The following is a 14,343-nucleotide window of genomic DNA, read 5'->3' on the forward strand; positions in this document are numbered from 1 at the left end:
GGGTGGTGGACGAACGGCCCTTGCCCCTCCGTGGACGACCGTTCGACGCTCGCGAATGCGTCGAAGCTGTCGCGATTTTGTGACAATCGTTCGCCAACAGGCCGCCCACGCAGGCGTTTCGCGGCCTTAATCTTCCGACTATGTCACCGAAGAGCCGCATACCTGCCCAGGACCCGGGCGACACCTGGGTGCCGCGCCCCCGACGCCGTGAGACCCCGATCGGACTCCTCGGCCACGCGGGCAAGTTCCTCGGCAGCAGCGTGCTCGGCGGCATCCTGCTCGCGGGCATCGTGCTCCCGGCGGCCGGCGCGATCGGGCTCGGCGCGAAGAGCGGCGCCGAGAGCTTCGACAGCATCCCCGACGACTTCAAGACCCCGCCGCTCACCCAGGCCACCCAGATCTTCGACGCCAAGGGCGGCCTGATCGCCAAGGTGTACGAGCGCGACCGCACCGTCATCCCCGCCGAGCAGATGTCCCCGCTGATCCGCAAGGCGCAGGTGGACATCGAGGACGCCCGCTTCTACGAGCACGGCGCCGTGGACCTCAAGGGCGTGCTGCGCGCGATCACCAAGAACGCGGAGAGCGGATCCGCCGTCCAGGGCGCCTCCACCCTCACCCAGCAGTACGTGAAGAACGTCAACGTCGAGAAGGCGGGCGACGACCCGGACGCGGTGCGCGAGGCCCAGCGCAAGACCCTCGGCCGCAAGATCCAGGAACTCCGGTACGCCATCAAGCTGGAGGAGGACCTCACCAAGGAACAGATCCTCACCAACTACCTCAACATCACCTTCTACGGCCACCAGGCGTACGGCATCCAGGCCGCCTCCCAGCGGTACTTCGCCAAGGACGCCAAGGACCTCACCCTCGCCGAGGCGGCGATGCTCGCCGGGCTGGTGCAGAACCCCTCCCAGTACGACCCCAAGCTGCACCCGGTGGCCGCGCAGAAGCGCCGGGACACCGTCATCGACAAGATGCTGGAGCAGAAGCACATCACCGCCGACCAGGCGAAGGAGGCCAAGGCGGCCCCGCTCGGCCTCAACTACCGCGACCCGCAGAACGGCTGCATCACCGCCCGGGCCGGCGTGGGCTTCTTCTGCGACTACGTGCGGCGGGTGGTCAAGCAGGACCCGGCCTTCGGCAAGAGCGCCGCCGAGCGCAAGAAGCTGTGGGACACCGGCGGGTTGAACATCTACACCACGCTCGACCCGGACAAGCAGGCCGCCGCGCAGAACGCCGTCTCCACCAAGGTGTACGTCACCGACCCGGTCTCGGCCGCGATGACCATGGTCGAGCCGGGCACCGGGAAGATCCTGGCGATGGCCCAGACCCGCCCGTACGGCCTGGCCAAGGAGAAGAACGAGACCGTCGTCAACTACAACGTGGACGCGGGGATGGGCGGCGGCATCGGCTTCCAGCCCGGCTCCAACTTCAAGCCGATCGTGGCCGCCGCGGCCCTGGAGGCGGGCCTGCCGCCCACCCAGAGCTACGACTCGCCGAACCGGATGGACTGGCCGACGATGACCACCTGCGGCGGCACCTGGAAGAACGTCAACAAGGGCAAGAAGGACGGGGTGATCCCCAACGAGAGCCCGCGCGAGAAGGGCCCGTACCAGCTGAAGGAGGCGATGGCGCTCTCCGTCAACACCTACTTCGTGCAGATGGAGCAGGAGATCGGCCTCTGCGCCGTCAAGCAGATGGCCAACAAGCTCGGCGTCACGGCCAAGGCGAGCGGCGACCCGCTGGAGGAACTGCCCGGCCTCGGCCTCGGCACCGAGGAGGTCACCCCGCTGACCATGGCCAACGTGTACGCCACCTTCGCCGCCCGGGGCACCTACTGCGCGCCGCTGGCGATCAGCCGGATCAGCACCGTCGACGGCAAGGACGTCCCGGTGCCGGCTCCGCGCTGCGAGGCCGTGATGTCCGAGAACACCGCCGACGTGATCAACACCGTGCTGCTCGGCGTGACCGAGAAGGGCACCGGTAAGGACCTCGGCCTGGACGACGGCCGGCAGATCGCCGGCAAGACCGGCACCACCGACGAGAAGAAGTCGGCCTGGTTCACCGGCTACACCGGCAACCTCGCGGGCTCCGTCTGGCTCGGCAGCCCCGGCACCAAGGTGCCGATGCGCAACATCCGGATCGGCGGCGAGTACCAGGCCGAGGTGTTCGGCGCGACCGGGCCCGGCCCGATCTGGCGGAAGGCGATGAGCGACGCCGTCCAGGGCCTGCCGGAGAAGAACTTCACCACCGTCTACATCCCGGACCCGCCCAAGCGCGACCCCAACTGCCCCACCACCGGCCCCACCTCCGGCGCCGGCTGCACCGGCGGGGCCACCCCGGGCGGCACCGGCAAGCCGCGCGGCGGCGACCCGGTCGGCCGCTCCGCGCCGTCCGCCCCGCCGGCCGACCAGCCGGACGACGGGGGGCAGTGATCCTCCGCTGACCCCGTCCGGACACCCGGGCGGGGGTCAGCGTGCCTCGATCGGCTCGCCGCTGTCCTGGTCGAGGTTGAACACCCGCCGGTAGGAGTCCGTCACCACGGTGATCTGGTCCCGGTCCGTCCAACTCGCCGTCACCAGCCGGGAACCGTCCGGCCCGCCGCCGATCTCGGCCAGCGACCAGCGGCGCGCCGACCAGCCCTCCCCGGCCTCCAGCAGCACCTGCCACCGCTCCCCGCCGCCCGGCCCGGCCGGGAACTCGCGGTGCACCACGACCAGGGTGCGCGCCGGCACGGCCGGGGCGTCCTCCCGGCTGCGGGTCTCGGCGGCCGACACCTTGTGCGCGGTCAGCACGCCGAGCAGGAACACCACCCCGGCGGTCACCGTGACCGCCCGGGTCGCCTGCCGGACGGCGGTGCGGCGGTCGCCCAGCCAGGCCGCCGCGATCAGCGCGGCCAGCGCCGAACCGAGCAGCAGCTCCGGCTGGTTGAGCAGGTCAGCGACCAGCATCCGCCCGCCCGAACGGCTCTCCCACTGCCCCTCGGTGTACAACAGCACCGCGGCCACCCCGGTCGCGGCCAGCACCCGGACCAGGACGCGCCTGGCGCGGCGCCGCCCGGGTTCCCCACCTGTTCCGATCACTTCATCCCCCCGGTCACGGTGTCACAGTTCGGCGAGCAGTGCCCGGCCCTCCGGCCAGTCGCCCAGCCCGGAGGCCGAGTTGAGGTGCCCGTACGCCCCCGGCTCGACGTACCGGGCACCCCACGCCGCGGCGAACGCCCGGGCCCGCTCCGGCCGCACCCACGGGTCGTCCGTCGAGGACACGACGACCGTCGGGAACGGGAACGGCGCCAGCGCCACCGGACGGAAACCGACCAGCTCCGGCACCTCGGCGGTGTCGACGTCCGCCGGGGCGACCAGCAGCGCGCCCCGCACGGCGGCCGTCCGCTCGGCGGAGGCACCGGCCACCCAGCGGGCCGCCGTCACGCAGCCGAGGCTGTGCGCGACCAGCACCACCGGCCCGTGCGCCGCCGCCCCGGCCACCGCCGCGTCCACCCGGGCCACCCAGTCCACCGGCTCCGGGTGGTCCCAGTCGGCCTGCTCGACCCGGCGGAAGGCCGCCGGCTCGGCCGCCTCCCAGCGGGACTGCCAGTGCTCGGGCCCCGAGTTCTGGTAGCCGGGAAGGACGAGGTAGGTGGTGCGGTCCGGCAAGACGGTCCTCCGGGAGCGGATCGTTCGTACCACGGCTGGGCCGCGGTCGGGCACCTGGAGTCTAGGCCGCGCCCCCGCCCGCCGCCGCAGCCGGTCACCCACCCGGCGCGCACCGCCCGCCGCCAGCGCGCACGGGCGACCACGCGCCGTGTCGCACCCGGTGCGCCCTGTTGCCAACGGGCCCGCCGGTACGCAAGGTTGGACCCGGCCCCGGGCAGGCCCGCCCGGACGCCCGATCACGGGCACGACCACGTGGAGGAATGTCGGCGATGGCAACCAAGATCCTGCTCGTCACCGGGGACGCCGCCGAGTCGCTGGAGGTGTTCTACCCGTACCAGCGGCTGCGCGAGGAGGGCTACCAGGTCGACATCGCGGCCCCGACCAAGAAGCGCCTCCAGTTCGTGGTGCACGACTTCGTCGACGGCTACGACACCTACACCGAGAAGCCCGGCTACACCTGGCCCGCCGACATCGCCCTCGCCGACGTCGAACCGGCCGACTACGCCGCCCTCGTCATCCCCGGCGGCCGCGCCCCCGAGTACCTGCGCAACGACCCGCACGTGCAGCGGATCGCCCAGCACTTCTTCGCCGCCGACAAGCCCGTCGCCCAGATCTGCCACGGCCCGCTGATCCCCGCCGCGGCCGGCCTGCTGGACGGCCGCCGCAGCTCCGCCTACCCGTCCCTCGCCCCCGACATCAAGGCCGCCGGCGCCGAGTTCGTCGACGGCGAGGCCGTGGTCGACGGCCTGGTCGTCTCCGCCCGCGCCTGGCCCGACCACCCGGCCTGGCTGCGCGCCTTCCTCGACATCCTGCGCGACAAGGCCCCGCTGTCCTGACCCCCCGGCGGACCGTCCCCCGAGAGGCCTCGAGGGACGGCCCCGGACGCCGATCAGCCCGGACGCGACGGCGGTGACCAGCACCAGCAGCGCCACAGCCGCGGCCGGGACGAGCTGCTTCGGCTCGCCGGTGAAGGTGACGCGGATGCCCCGGACCTTGACCAGGTTCATCGGGTCCTGCCAATTGGTCTCGCCCTTCTTCAGGTCTGGGGCCTGACGCCGCGTGCCTGCCAGACGGATCGGTCAGAGGCCGTACTTGCGGCGGCGCAGCTTCTCGGCCAAGCCCGTGTACGGGTCGGGCTCGGAGTGCGGGGTCAGGCCCCCGGCACCCAGCAGGGGCTTCGGGGCGGCGACGGCGGCCAGCCGCTCGGCGTGCGCGCGCACGGAGGCCTCGTCGCCGCCCTGAACAAGGGCCGCGAGGACCGGCGGGAGGGCATACTCGGCGGCGATCCGGTCGCGCAGGGCCTGCTCCTGGAGCTGGGCCACCTGAGCGCGCAGCTCGTCCGCCTCGACGCCGGCCTCCTGGCCGCGCTCGCGGGCGGTGTCCAGGTCGGCCTGGATCTTCTCGTGCAACGCCTTGAGGTTTTCAGTTTTGGTGATCAGTGGTGAACTCGCCCGAGGACTTTCCACAGTCGGTAGGGCGTGCCATCGTTACCTGGAAGTCCCTTCAGTCCAAGGCTTCTTGGCCCAGCTCTGACGGGCAAGCGTTCGACCATGCGGGGGTTACGGACATGGCAATGCGCAGCTTCCAATACGTGTGCGGCGAGTGCGGGAGGCGTACCGGGTGGCTCCCCGAGAGCGCGGCCCAAGCCGCTCAGACAGCCCACTACGCGGAAAAGCACCCGGGCATCTTCCCCGGTGGCATGGTCGAGTACCGGGAAGGGGGAGAAGGCTGCTGCGGAGGCGGCTGTTGTCTGATGGTGTTTGTCGGCCTCTGGGGCCTGGCGCTCACGGCGTGGTTCCTCCTGTAGGAGGACGGCTCGTACGGGCTCTCGAGATGCCGTACTGGTTAAGGCGCTTGCGGGCGTTGAGGGCGTGCCGGGTCAGCGAGTAGTCCCGTACGTGCGGCAGTGCCACGGTCTCGATCGCGCCGACCATCGCCATGTGCTCGACGGTGGTCTCGCGCTGGTTGCCACGCATGTCGTAGCCGACCGTCGACTTCCCCGACGCCTTGATCAGTAGGTGCTTGCCGTGTTTCTCCGACCAGTCGGCGACGTACGACTCCCACCCGGCGATGTCGGCGAAGAAGCCGACCACGGTGTACCGCTTGAAGACGTGGGCCACCATGTCATTGACCTCGGTGCCGTCGACTTCCCAGTTCCTACCGGCCGGGCCGTCCGGCTTCTCCCGCAGGTCTGCATTGCAGCGTGCGGTGCGGGTGTGGGACGGTGTCCGCGACGGTGCGGACCGGCTCGTAGGTGATGGTCAGGACGGCCACCTCCTACGGCGGTCTTGTCAAGGCGGCTGTGGCAGGGAGCAGATGAAGCTCTACGCTCACGGCATGTCAACCTCGCAGGCCAACCAGGGCAAGACCTCTGCCCGTAAAGCAGCGACCTCGCGCACCGTCCAGGGCCGGGTGATCTCCACAGGAAGCGATCGGCTCCAGATCGGCGGCAGAACTGCCAGGCCGGAAGCCCCTTGGTTGCGCATCGCAGCCGAGCTACTGGGCAACGTATTCGGGCGAGGCGGGCTTATCGACTCGTGGCGCGACGTTCGGAAGGTCGAGATCGAGGTCGACGCCGATATCCATAAGGCCGAGATCGCGGCCGACGTTGAAGTACGTAAGGCCGAGATCGCGGCCAACGCTGAGGTACGCAAGGCCGAAATCGAGGCCAACGCAGAGGTGCGCAAGGCCGAGATCGAGGCTGAGACCCGCCGCGAGGCAATGCGCCTCGGTGTGAAGCTGACCGACGCAAAGACGGCATGAACCCCAGCTCCTACCGGGCTGCCTCTCGCTGGGCGCGCTCCTCCAGCAGCCGGGCGGCGTTCACGGAGACGTGCTCACCGGCCGCGAAGGGCGAGTTCATGTCGTGGGCCCACAGTTCGCGCGCGACGGCCTGCGGGACCTCGGAATCCAAGCACGCCTCGTAGTAGACGATCGTCCGCGCGATGCGCAGGGACTCGCCCGAGGGCCCGGCGACTCGGGTCTTGCGGCGTGCCACGGCAGCCCCCTCTTCTCAGACTCGGTTGCCCCAACAGGCGGCGATCGCGTCGCGGGCGTTGTGGCCTCGACGGTTGCCTTCGCCCTCACCGCGGATCTTCGCGAGGTAGCCGGCCGCGCTCGCCCGGTTGGTCTGGGCCTGCGCGATAGCCCGGATGGAGGACCATCATCCCCGCCCGGTTACCGCCTGGGATCGCCGGCATCGGCAGAGTCCTTACGGAGCACGTGCCAGTCGCACAGCGCGCGGAGGTCGGCGGGGTCGTCGGAGCCGCCTTCGGAGGCGGGGACGATGTGGTCGCAGTGGCGCGCGGGCTCGCCGCACGGCTCGCCGGTGTCATACCGGATGAGCTGGCACATCCAGCCGTCGCGGTTCATCACCGCGCGGCGAAGCCGGGCCCAGTGCGCAGGGAGCGGGGCCGTCCGGCGCGAACTCGCGGCCATGGCGGCCTCCTTGAAGCGCAGGGCCCCGCCAGGTGCTCGACCGCAACCGGAGAGAGGGCCGAGCGGGGAGCGTTGCCCTGGCGGGGCTGCGAGGGGAGGCCGGCCGGGTGCCGCAGCGACAGGTGCGCGCACGCGCGCGAACCGCCTCCACATGTATTGAGGCCGCCCGGTTAACATGCCGGCCGACACCTGCGGCCCCCTGTGCTGGTGGGTGAAATGGGCTGGTCAGCGGGTGCGGTGACCAGGCAGGGCCCCTCGTCGTCGGCGTGGTGAGTCCACTCATCACACCGGCGACCGAAGGGGCTCTGTCGGTTCCGTATCGAGCCACGCTCGACGACCCGCATGAGCTCGTCGAGCATGTTGCCTGGCTGCTGTACGAGCACCGCCGGACCCGCAACTATTCAGGATGAAAGAGGCCGAGGGAATCAGCCCGGCCTCCCCGCCTACGGCTTCACATCGAGACGCACGAGCGCGCCGATCTCCACGAGTTGGTCCGGCAGCGCCAAGTCGGAAACGCCCATGACCGTGCTGGCGGGCCGATGCTCCCCGAAGTACTGGGCGTGGAGGCGTGCTGTCGCGTCGAAGTTCTCCCGCAGGTTCCTCACCAGAACCGTGGTCTCCACTATCTGGCTACGCTCGGCCCCGAAATTCCTCAGCACCAGGTCCAGATTCTCCAGCGCGGTGCGGACCTGCAGTTCGAAGTTGCCGGCACCCACGAAGTTGCCGTGACGGTCATGAGACAGCTGCCCCGACACATAAACCGTGTCACCGACCTGGGTGGCCTGGCTGTACCCGTACAACGACTCCCACGGCATGCCGAACCCGAATGCCCTCACCTGAGAAATCATGACCCACTCCCTTGATGCAGCGCGTGGAACCGTCAGTTGCAGACAGGCCCCTTGCGCATAGACGTTACGGGTCCGTATGAACGATGCTTTTCTGGTAGCGCCATCCAAGTTTTCTCTGCGCGCACAAAATTGGCTGCAGTGGGCTCCTCCGGGCACCGGTGTGGTGAGTGGAACCTCTACGCCACGACGAGGCGCCCTGCCTCCTCACCACATTCGTCGGCCAGCCCGTTTCACCCTCCAGCAAGAATGAAAGAGACTCACTCTCTGTGCAAAGTGCGTGGCGCTACCAGGAGCTGAACGATGCAGAGAGCAGCAACGATTACCTTCTGGCTCCGGACACCAAAAGCCAGCAACGATTGTGCGACAGAAATTGCGGGATCCTCAACAGGAGTCCGCTGCCTACCTGGTGAGCTGACGGGTTCGGGCCTGAACGGACCCTACGACGCCTCAGCAGGCCGTCAGGGCCGCCCTAGCGCCGATTCACCCCGGAGGAACGTGGTTCCCAGGCTCCGACTCGCCGCAAAGGCGGCCCGAGGGCCTCACGGGTTGTCAGACTCGGCAGTCAGAAGCTTTTACTGCTTTTTGCAGTATGCGAAGGCTTCCGTGCATCCACTTTAGCAAGCCCCTTGGTTCCCCGGCCCAGGTGACTCAGGAGGCTCCCCTTTGAGATCGCACAGCGGGCACATAGCCCTACCCCAAGCACGACATAACCCTTCCGCCAGTGACCACCCCCACCCGCGCCCCCTGGATACCCGGGGGCGGCACCGCCCTGGAGTGGGGGCTGCGCAACCCCTGCCAGGTCGGGGTCGGCCCCGGTGGTTACCGAGGCGATGGCGGGAAGGTGTGGTGCCTGGACTGCGGCGACCGCTACACCGGCCGCCCTGCCCGGACCGGTGACGAACACCTCCACCGCGACGCCGCCCACCACGCCGCCCGACTCCACGCAGACGGCCACGAAGCCGAGATCCGCCGCTTCATCACGGCCGAGCGCACCCGCCAGACCCGCGAGAAGTCCGGGTGGACCACCCGCGTCCACGCCCTGGTCGCGGCAGCCTGCGGGGAGGACTACAGCGGGGTCTGGCGGGACGGCATCGGCTACCGCCTCGTCCCCGCCGGAGCCCGCCTCGACGCCAAGGGCCGCCGGGTATGCCGCCGCGTCGTCGAGCTGGTCATCAAGGCCGGGTTCCTCCAGCAGGGCGGCCGCTCAGTCCTCCGCCGCCACCACGGCCACGGCCGTCGCCAGGGCGGCGGCGATCAGCCAGGCCAGCATCGGCAGGCCCATGGTGAGGGCCAGTGGCCAGCGCCAGCTCAGCAGCCGCGCACCGACGTCCCAGGTGAGGAGGAACAGCGGGACCAGGATCACCGCCTGGATCCTCCACGCCTCCAGGAACGCCCCGGCCAGGCCGCCGGCCAGCAGCGCCGTGCCCGCCACGACCAGCAGCCCGATCGGGAACATCAGGGCCCACGGGGTGGTCGGCGGGTCGGTTCGGTGCCCCTGGTGAATGATCTCGGCCACCCGGCCCCGCCAGAAGCGCAGTTCCACGGTCGAGCCGACGTCCACCGCGTCGTAGAACGACTCGTCGACCGTGTAGGTGCGGCCCGGCGCGTCCTCCCGGAGAACCGCGAGGCGGTACGAGGTCGAGTCACTGTCGGCGTCCACCCACTTCTTCGTCACCCGGCCGCTCTCGGGACGCAGGCAGTCCGCCTGTGCCACCCCGTCGGCCGTGGCACCGCAGACGGGTGCGTCGAGATAGGCCCTGCCCTCGTCGTAGGCGTCGTGGTAGCGGACGAAGCTGAACACCACGATCGCCAGCCCCAGCGCGGCGATCAGGCCGCGCAGCACCTGACCCGCCGCCGGTCCGCGCCGCGGGCGCCGGTCCCGCGGGCCGTCCACCTTCCCCATGGGCCCCTCCTCCCCTGCCGGACCCATGCCATTGTGCCCCGGGACCGGGGGCGGCTGGCGCGCGGCTGTCGCCCTGGTAGACCCCGATCAGCTGGCCGTCCGTATCCTTGATCGGCGCGAACGTGGCGCTGGGGCCGTTCGTCCGGCTCAGCGGCGACGTGAAGCGCTCGGGAGATGGGCGGGGTCACGTCGTGCAGCTCCTGCTTACGGGAGATGGACCTTCTGCCACTCCAGAGAGGTCATCGAGAGCGCGGCTTCGGCAAGGACGCGCGCCGAGTCGGTCTTGAGGTTGCCGAGGCTGCTGTCGATCCACGGCTGGACGTTCTGGTAGCCCTGCTCGCGGTACTCCACGGCCTGGATCAGGCACTCGAGCTTGTCCGCGTCGTGGGCAACGGTGACTTCCAGGCTCTCGGAGTTCTCGTACTCCTCGACGATGGCCTGTACCCCGGCGACGACAGCCGGGAGAGCGGCGCTGACCTGGTCGGCGGTCACGCGTTCGTTCGAGGCGGCGGTGAGGTAGCGCCGGCCGATGTGCGGGATGTCGCCTACCCGGGTCTCCTGGGTGTCGTGGAAGAGGCACAGCAGGGCGACCTTCGCCGGGTCAGCACCCTCCATCATGGCGAGCACCGCGCCGATGATGCCGGTCCGGAACGAGTGCTCGGCGATCGTCTCGGGGTCCTTGACTCCCACGATCCACCAGCCGGAGCGCTTCGCCCGCTTGAGCATGCCCGTCTCGAACAGGTAGCCGGCGGTACCCCTCGCCTGCGTGTCGTCCGTCATTGATGTCCTTCGCTGGTGGATCGACGGTTGCTGCAACCGCCTACCCACAGACCGTAGTTCACAGACTCCCACTCGCGGCGAGACTGCGGTGAAGGACCATCGCCGTCGAGCAGGACGCGCACTTGTGCGGCCAGGTTGCGAGCCGTACGACGGTCCGCGTCGGCCAGGCCGCGCCTTCCTCGACATCCTGCGCGACAAGGCCCCGCTGTCCTGACCCCTGGCGGGCCGTACCCCGAGAGGTCTCGGGGTACGGCCCCGGAGGCCGATCGGGGTCGTCCCCCTCCCCAGGGCGGAGACCGGGCCGCCCGCACGGTTGACGACCGTGCGAGGGCGGCCTGCCATGGTGTCAACGGCCATGGAAATCGCCGTAGTCGACACCTCCGGCGACCGCACCAGGGAGAACGGCATGACCGTCGCCGACTCGACCACCCGATCCCACCCACCGGGCCTGCGCGCCGCCGTCGCGGCCGTCCTGGGCGTCGTCCTGCTCGTCGCCCTCGCCCCGGCCGCCGCCGCCCGGCCCGCCGAACGTCCGGCCGCCGCCGGCTGCCATACCGTCCACTACTCCCTCAACGGCCTGCACATCGACGACAGTTACGAGACGGACCGGGACGACGACACCGCCGGGGACGACGCGGCCCCGACACACGGCGTCGACCGGCCGGCCGCCGACGCCGCCCTGGCCGGCATGACCGACACCGGCCACGCGACCTCCGCCCTCGCCGCCGTCCGCGACAACGGCCGCCTGGTCTGGCGCAACGCCGGCGGCGTCGCGGACCTCGACACCCGGGCCCCCGCCGACCCCGGGGGCCGCTTCCGGATCGGCGGCGCCACCGAGACCTTCGTCGCCACCGTCCTGCTCCAACTGGTCGGCGAAGGCCGGCTCGGCCTCGACGACCGGCTGGAGTGCCTGCTGCCCGGCGTCGTCCCGAACAGCACCCGGATCACGGTCCGGAACCTGCTCGACCACACCAGCGGCGTCGCCGACTACGCGCAGGACCCGGCCTTCGCGTTCCACGCGCCGGACTGGCTGACCACCCGCCGCTACACGTCCTACCGCCTGCGGGACCTCGTGGACATCGCGAACAGGTACCCGCCCGCGTTCGCCCCGGGGCAGGACTGGAAGCCCTCCGGCACCGACGACGTCCTGGTTGCGATGATCATCGAGAAGCTCACCGGCCACCCCTGGACCGACGAGGTCACCCGCCGGATCATCCGCCCGCTGCGCCTCACCGGCACCTCCGCCCCCGGCGACTTCCCGCTCGTCCCCGGGCCGCACGCCCACGGCTACGTCGAACTGGCCACCGGCCCGGTCGACGTCACCGTGCTCAACCCCTCGATGGCCGGCCCCTCCGGCGGCCTCGTCTCTACCACCGCGGACCTCACCACCTTCCTCCGGGCCCTGCTCGGCGGCCGCCTGCTGCACCCCGCCGAACTCGCCGCGATGCGGCAGACCACCCCCCAACGGCGAGGGCCGGGCGTACGGCCTCGGCCTGCAGCGCGTGGACACCCCGTGCGGACCCTTCTGGGGCCACACCGGGGACATCCCCGGCTACCGGACGACGATGCTGTCCTCCCCGGACGGGCAGCGCCAGGTCGCCGCCGCCACCTCCCCGTACGACGTGCCGGACGCGACCCCGGGCCCGACCCCGGACGCGACCGCGGCCCGGGCTGCCATGGACCGGGTGACCGTCACCGCCCTGTGCGGCGCCCAGCCCGCCGCGGCCGTACCCGACCTCGGCCGCACGGCGCCGTAGCCGGAGCCCTACGCTGACCGGCGGCAGGTACGGCACACCGTCACCAGGAGGACGAGACCATGGCAGAACCGCTGATCGCCGGCATCGGGGGCCTCACGCCCAGCGTCGACCCCACCGCCTTCCTGGCGCCGAACGCCGTGGTGGTCGGCGACGTGACCATCGGCGCCGGCGCGAGCGTCTGGTACGGCGCGGTGCTGCGCGCCGACGCCGGGCCGATCACGGTCGGGGCGGGCAGCAACATCCAGGACAACTGCAGCCTGCACGCCGACCCGGGCTTCCCGCTGGTCGTCGGCGAGCGGATCACCGTCGGGCACAACGCCGTGCTGCACGGCTGCACGGTCGAGGACGACGTCCTGGTCGGGATGAGCGCCACCGTGCTCAACGGCGCCCGGATCGGCACCGGTTCGCTGATCGCGGCCGGTGCCGTCGTCCCGCAGGGCACCGTCGTGCCGCCCGGCTCGCTGGTCGCCGGCGTCCCGGCCAAGGTCCGCCGGGAGCTGACCGAGGAGGAGAGGGCCGGCATCAAGGCCAACGGCGAGGGCTACCTGCTGCTCTCCGAGGCCCACCGGGCCGCCTTCCACAACGACGAGACCGACGAGACCGACGAGACCGACTGGCCCGGCTAGACCGGCGCGCCCGCCAGGACGGCCGGCTCCGCCTCGCGCACCGCGGGCGCGGCGGGCCGGCGCCGGTCGGCCGCCCAGGCGAGCACCGCGATCAGCGCGCCCGAGGCGGCCAGGACCGCGCCCACCAGCGTCGGGGCCGTCCAGCCGAGCCCGGCGTCCAGCGCCAGCCCGCCGAGGTACGCCCCCTGCGCGTTCGCCAGGTTGAACGCGCCCTGCACCGTCGCCGAGGCCAGCGTCGGCGCGCTGCGCGCCTTCCGCATCACCAGGGTCTGCACCGCCGGGACGATCGCGAAGCCGAACAGCCCGATCAGCACCACCGTGACGGCCGCCGACCAGCGGGCGTGCGCGGTTACCGCGAACAGCGCGAGCGTGGCGGAGAGAAGTACGAAGGACGCGCAGACGGTCGGGCGCAGCGCCCGGTCGGCGGCGAATCCGCCGAGCACGTTGCCGATCGTCATGCCCACCCCGAACAGTGCCAGCACCACGGTCACCGAGCCGGTGGCGTAGCCGGAGACCTCGGTGAGCAGCGGCGCGATGTAGCTGTAGCAGGCGAACATACCGCCGCAGCCGAACACCACGGTGGCCAGCGCCAGCCACAGCTGCCCGCTGCGGAAGGTCCGCAGCTCGTGCCGGAGCCCGGTGTGGCCGGGGAAGGGCAGCGCGGGCACCAGCCGGGCGATGGCGAGCGTCCCGGCGGCGGCGATCAGCACCACCACCAGCATGGTGGCCCGCCAGCCCAGGTGCTGGCCGAGCAGGGTGGCGGCCGGGACGCCGACGATGTTGGCGACGGTCAGCCCGGAGAACATCACGGCCACCGCCCGGGCCCGCCGGTCCGGCGCGACCAGTTCGGCCGCGGCCACCGCCCCGGCCCCGAAGAAGGCGCCGTGCGGCAGCCCGGTGACCAGCCGCGCGGCCGCCAGCGTCCAGAAGTCGGGGGCCAGCGCGCACAGCAGGTTCCCGGTGGCGAACAGGCCGGCCAGCGCCACCAGCACCGCCTTGCGGGGCCGCCCGGCGGCCAGCGCGGTGAGCAGCGGCGCGCCCACCACCACTCCGAGCGCGTAGGCGGAGATCAGCCAGCCGGCTTGCGGGATGGAGACGTGCAGGCTGTCGGCGACCTGGGGGAGCAGCCCCATGGCGGCGAATTCGGTGGTGCCGATGGCGAACGCGGTGACGGCCAGCGCGACCAGCGCGAGAGGCAAGGCGGTGCTCCGGGGTGCTGCCCGCGCCGGGGGCGCGCGTCGGGGCGCGCGCGGGGCGGGTGGGGAATTGGTTCGACCGGCATCCTAATCCGCCCGGGTGATGCCCTCGTGAGACGGAGGTGACGGGAGGGGGTCGCCTGCG

15 protein-coding genes, 1 pseudogene and 1 riboswitch are annotated in these 14,343 nt (G+C 71.4%); of the genes and pseudogenes, 6 read left to right on the plus strand and 10 right to left on the minus strand.

Annotation, left to right across the window (positions count from 1 at the left end):
* Nucleotides 1-140: 140 nt before the first annotated feature.
* The gene (locus AB2U05_RS31960) at nt 141-2,432 is read left to right on the plus strand and encodes a transglycosylase domain-containing protein (protein ID WP_369185058.1); all 2,292 of its coding nucleotides are present in this window, start codon (nt 141-143) and stop codon (nt 2,430-2,432) included.
* 36 nt (nt 2,433-2,468) lie between these two features.
* Here the strand turns inward: AB2U05_RS31960 and AB2U05_RS31965 are convergent, their stop codons facing one another.
* The gene (locus AB2U05_RS31965) at nt 2,469-3,080 is read right to left on the minus strand and encodes a hypothetical protein (RefSeq protein WP_157882247.1); all 612 of its coding nucleotides are present in this window, start codon (nt 3,078-3,080) and stop codon (nt 2,469-2,471) included.
* A 21-nt stretch (nt 3,081-3,101) separates the two neighbouring features.
* A complete protein-coding gene (locus tag AB2U05_RS31970) occupies nt 3,102-3,650 on the minus strand; it encodes an alpha/beta hydrolase (protein ID WP_045703100.1) in 549 nt (182 codons plus the stop codon).
* Between the two features lie 269 nt (nt 3,651-3,919).
* Here AB2U05_RS31970 and AB2U05_RS31975 point away from each other — a divergent pair, with 269 nt between their 5' ends.
* Entirely contained in the window at nt 3,920-4,486 is a 567-nt protein-coding gene (locus AB2U05_RS31975; protein WP_369185059.1) for a DJ-1/PfpI family protein, read from the plus strand.
* Between the two features lie 243 nt (nt 4,487-4,729).
* On the opposite strand, the gene AB2U05_RS31980 is transcribed toward AB2U05_RS31975, so the two are convergent.
* Both AB2U05_RS31980 and AB2U05_RS31985 read right to left on the minus strand, forming a co-directional pair.
* Nucleotides 4,730-5,059: a hypothetical protein gene (locus AB2U05_RS31980; protein ID WP_369185060.1), complete on the minus strand. Its 330-nt coding sequence runs from the start codon at nt 5,057-5,059 to the stop codon at nt 4,730-4,732.
* 375 nt (nt 5,060-5,434) lie between these two features.
* Nucleotides 5,435-5,773: a hypothetical protein gene (locus tag AB2U05_RS31985; RefSeq protein WP_369185061.1), complete on the minus strand. Its 339-nt coding sequence runs from the start codon at nt 5,771-5,773 to the stop codon at nt 5,435-5,437.
* A gap of 214 nt (nt 5,774-5,987) precedes the next feature.
* Here AB2U05_RS31985 and AB2U05_RS31990 point away from each other — a divergent pair, with 214 nt between their 5' ends.
* The gene (locus AB2U05_RS31990) at nt 5,988-6,413 is read left to right on the plus strand and encodes a hypothetical protein (protein ID WP_369185062.1); all 426 of its coding nucleotides are present in this window, start codon (nt 5,988-5,990) and stop codon (nt 6,411-6,413) included.
* Nucleotides 6,414-6,423: 10 nt separating this feature from the next.
* Here the strand turns inward: AB2U05_RS31990 and AB2U05_RS31995 are convergent, their stop codons facing one another.
* Nucleotides 6,424-6,648 (minus strand): hypothetical protein, encoded by a 225-nt coding sequence (locus AB2U05_RS31995; protein ID WP_369185063.1) that lies wholly within the window; start codon nt 6,646-6,648, stop codon nt 6,424-6,426.
* Between the two features lie 179 nt (nt 6,649-6,827).
* Nucleotides 6,828-7,088, minus strand: coding sequence for an HNH endonuclease (locus tag AB2U05_RS32000; protein ID WP_369185064.1), 261 nt, complete (start codon nt 7,086-7,088; stop codon nt 6,828-6,830).
* 266 nt (nt 7,089-7,354) lie between these two features.
* On the opposite strand from AB2U05_RS32000, the pseudogene AB2U05_RS32005 reads away from it, so the two are divergent.
* Nucleotides 7,355-7,486: pseudogene (locus AB2U05_RS32005) on the plus strand (IS5/IS1182 family transposase); the annotation flags it as partial.
* Between the two features lie 45 nt (nt 7,487-7,531).
* Here the strand turns inward: AB2U05_RS32005 and AB2U05_RS32010 are convergent.
* From AB2U05_RS32010 to AB2U05_RS32020, 3 genes are all read right to left on the minus strand, one after another.
* Nucleotides 7,532-7,936, minus strand: coding sequence for a RidA family protein (locus AB2U05_RS32010; RefSeq protein WP_369185065.1), 405 nt, complete (start codon nt 7,934-7,936; stop codon nt 7,532-7,534).
* 381 nt (nt 7,937-8,317) lie between these two features.
* Nucleotides 8,318-8,507: riboswitch (cyclic di-AMP (ydaO/yuaA leader) on the minus strand.
* A 633-nt stretch (nt 8,508-9,140) separates the two neighbouring features.
* Entirely contained in the window at nt 9,141-9,839 is a 699-nt protein-coding gene (locus AB2U05_RS32015; RefSeq protein ID WP_369185066.1) for a hypothetical protein, read from the minus strand.
* Nucleotides 9,840-10,043: 204 nt separating this feature from the next.
* Entirely contained in the window at nt 10,044-10,619 is a 576-nt protein-coding gene (locus AB2U05_RS32020) for an HD family hydrolase (RefSeq protein WP_369185067.1), read from the minus strand.
* 355 nt (nt 10,620-10,974) lie between these two features.
* Between AB2U05_RS32020 and AB2U05_RS32025 the strand changes: the two genes are divergently transcribed.
* Together AB2U05_RS32025 and AB2U05_RS32030 are read left to right on the plus strand one after the other, a co-directional pair.
* A complete protein-coding gene (locus AB2U05_RS32025; protein WP_369185068.1) occupies nt 10,975-12,393 on the plus strand; it encodes a serine hydrolase domain-containing protein in 1,419 nt (472 codons plus the stop codon).
* 42 nt (nt 12,394-12,435) lie between these two features.
* Nucleotides 12,436-13,002 (plus strand): gamma carbonic anhydrase family protein, encoded by a 567-nt coding sequence (locus tag AB2U05_RS32030; RefSeq protein ID WP_369185069.1) that lies wholly within the window; start codon nt 12,436-12,438, stop codon nt 13,000-13,002.
* On the opposite strand, the gene AB2U05_RS32035 is transcribed toward AB2U05_RS32030, so the two are convergent.
* Entirely contained in the window at nt 12,999-14,201 is a 1,203-nt protein-coding gene (locus AB2U05_RS32035; protein ID WP_045711585.1) for an MFS transporter, read from the minus strand. The two genes, AB2U05_RS32030 and AB2U05_RS32035, sit on opposite strands and share 4 nt — an antisense overlap.
* Nucleotides 14,202-14,343: the final 142 nt, after the last annotated feature.

This window comes from Streptomyces sp. Y1 (genome assembly GCF_041053115.1).
GTDB lineage: Bacteria > Actinomycetota > Actinomycetes > Streptomycetales > Streptomycetaceae > Kitasatospora > Kitasatospora rubellomurina.

What these genes read in the sequence shown, in the direction of transcription:
- AB2U05_RS32000 (WP_369185064.1), bottom strand. Translation starts at nt 7,088, where the DNA reads ATGGCCGCGAGTTCGCGCCGGACGGCCCCGCTCCCTGCGCACTGGGCC.
- AB2U05_RS32025 (WP_369185068.1), top strand. Translation starts at nt 10,975, where the DNA reads ATGGAAATCGCCGTAGTCGACACCTCCGGCGACCGCACCAGGGAGAAC.
- AB2U05_RS31985 (WP_369185061.1), bottom strand. Translation starts at nt 5,773, where the DNA reads ATGGTGGCCCACGTCTTCAAGCGGTACACCGTGGTCGGCTTCTTCGCC.
- AB2U05_RS31990 (WP_369185062.1), top strand. Translation starts at nt 5,988, where the DNA reads ATGTCAACCTCGCAGGCCAACCAGGGCAAGACCTCTGCCCGTAAAGCA.
- AB2U05_RS31975 (WP_369185059.1), top strand. Translation starts at nt 3,920, where the DNA reads ATGGCAACCAAGATCCTGCTCGTCACCGGGGACGCCGCCGAGTCGCTG.
- AB2U05_RS32020 (WP_369185067.1), bottom strand. Translation starts at nt 10,619, where the DNA reads ATGACGGACGACACGCAGGCGAGGGGTACCGCCGGCTACCTGTTCGAG.
- AB2U05_RS31960 (WP_369185058.1), top strand. Translation starts at nt 141, where the DNA reads ATGTCACCGAAGAGCCGCATACCTGCCCAGGACCCGGGCGACACCTGG.
- AB2U05_RS32030 (WP_369185069.1), top strand. Translation starts at nt 12,436, where the DNA reads ATGGCAGAACCGCTGATCGCCGGCATCGGGGGCCTCACGCCCAGCGTC.
- AB2U05_RS32015 (WP_369185066.1), bottom strand. Translation starts at nt 9,839, where the DNA reads ATGGGGAAGGTGGACGGCCCGCGGGACCGGCGCCCGCGGCGCGGACCG.
- AB2U05_RS32010 (WP_369185065.1), bottom strand. Translation starts at nt 7,936, where the DNA reads ATGATTTCTCAGGTGAGGGCATTCGGGTTCGGCATGCCGTGGGAGTCG.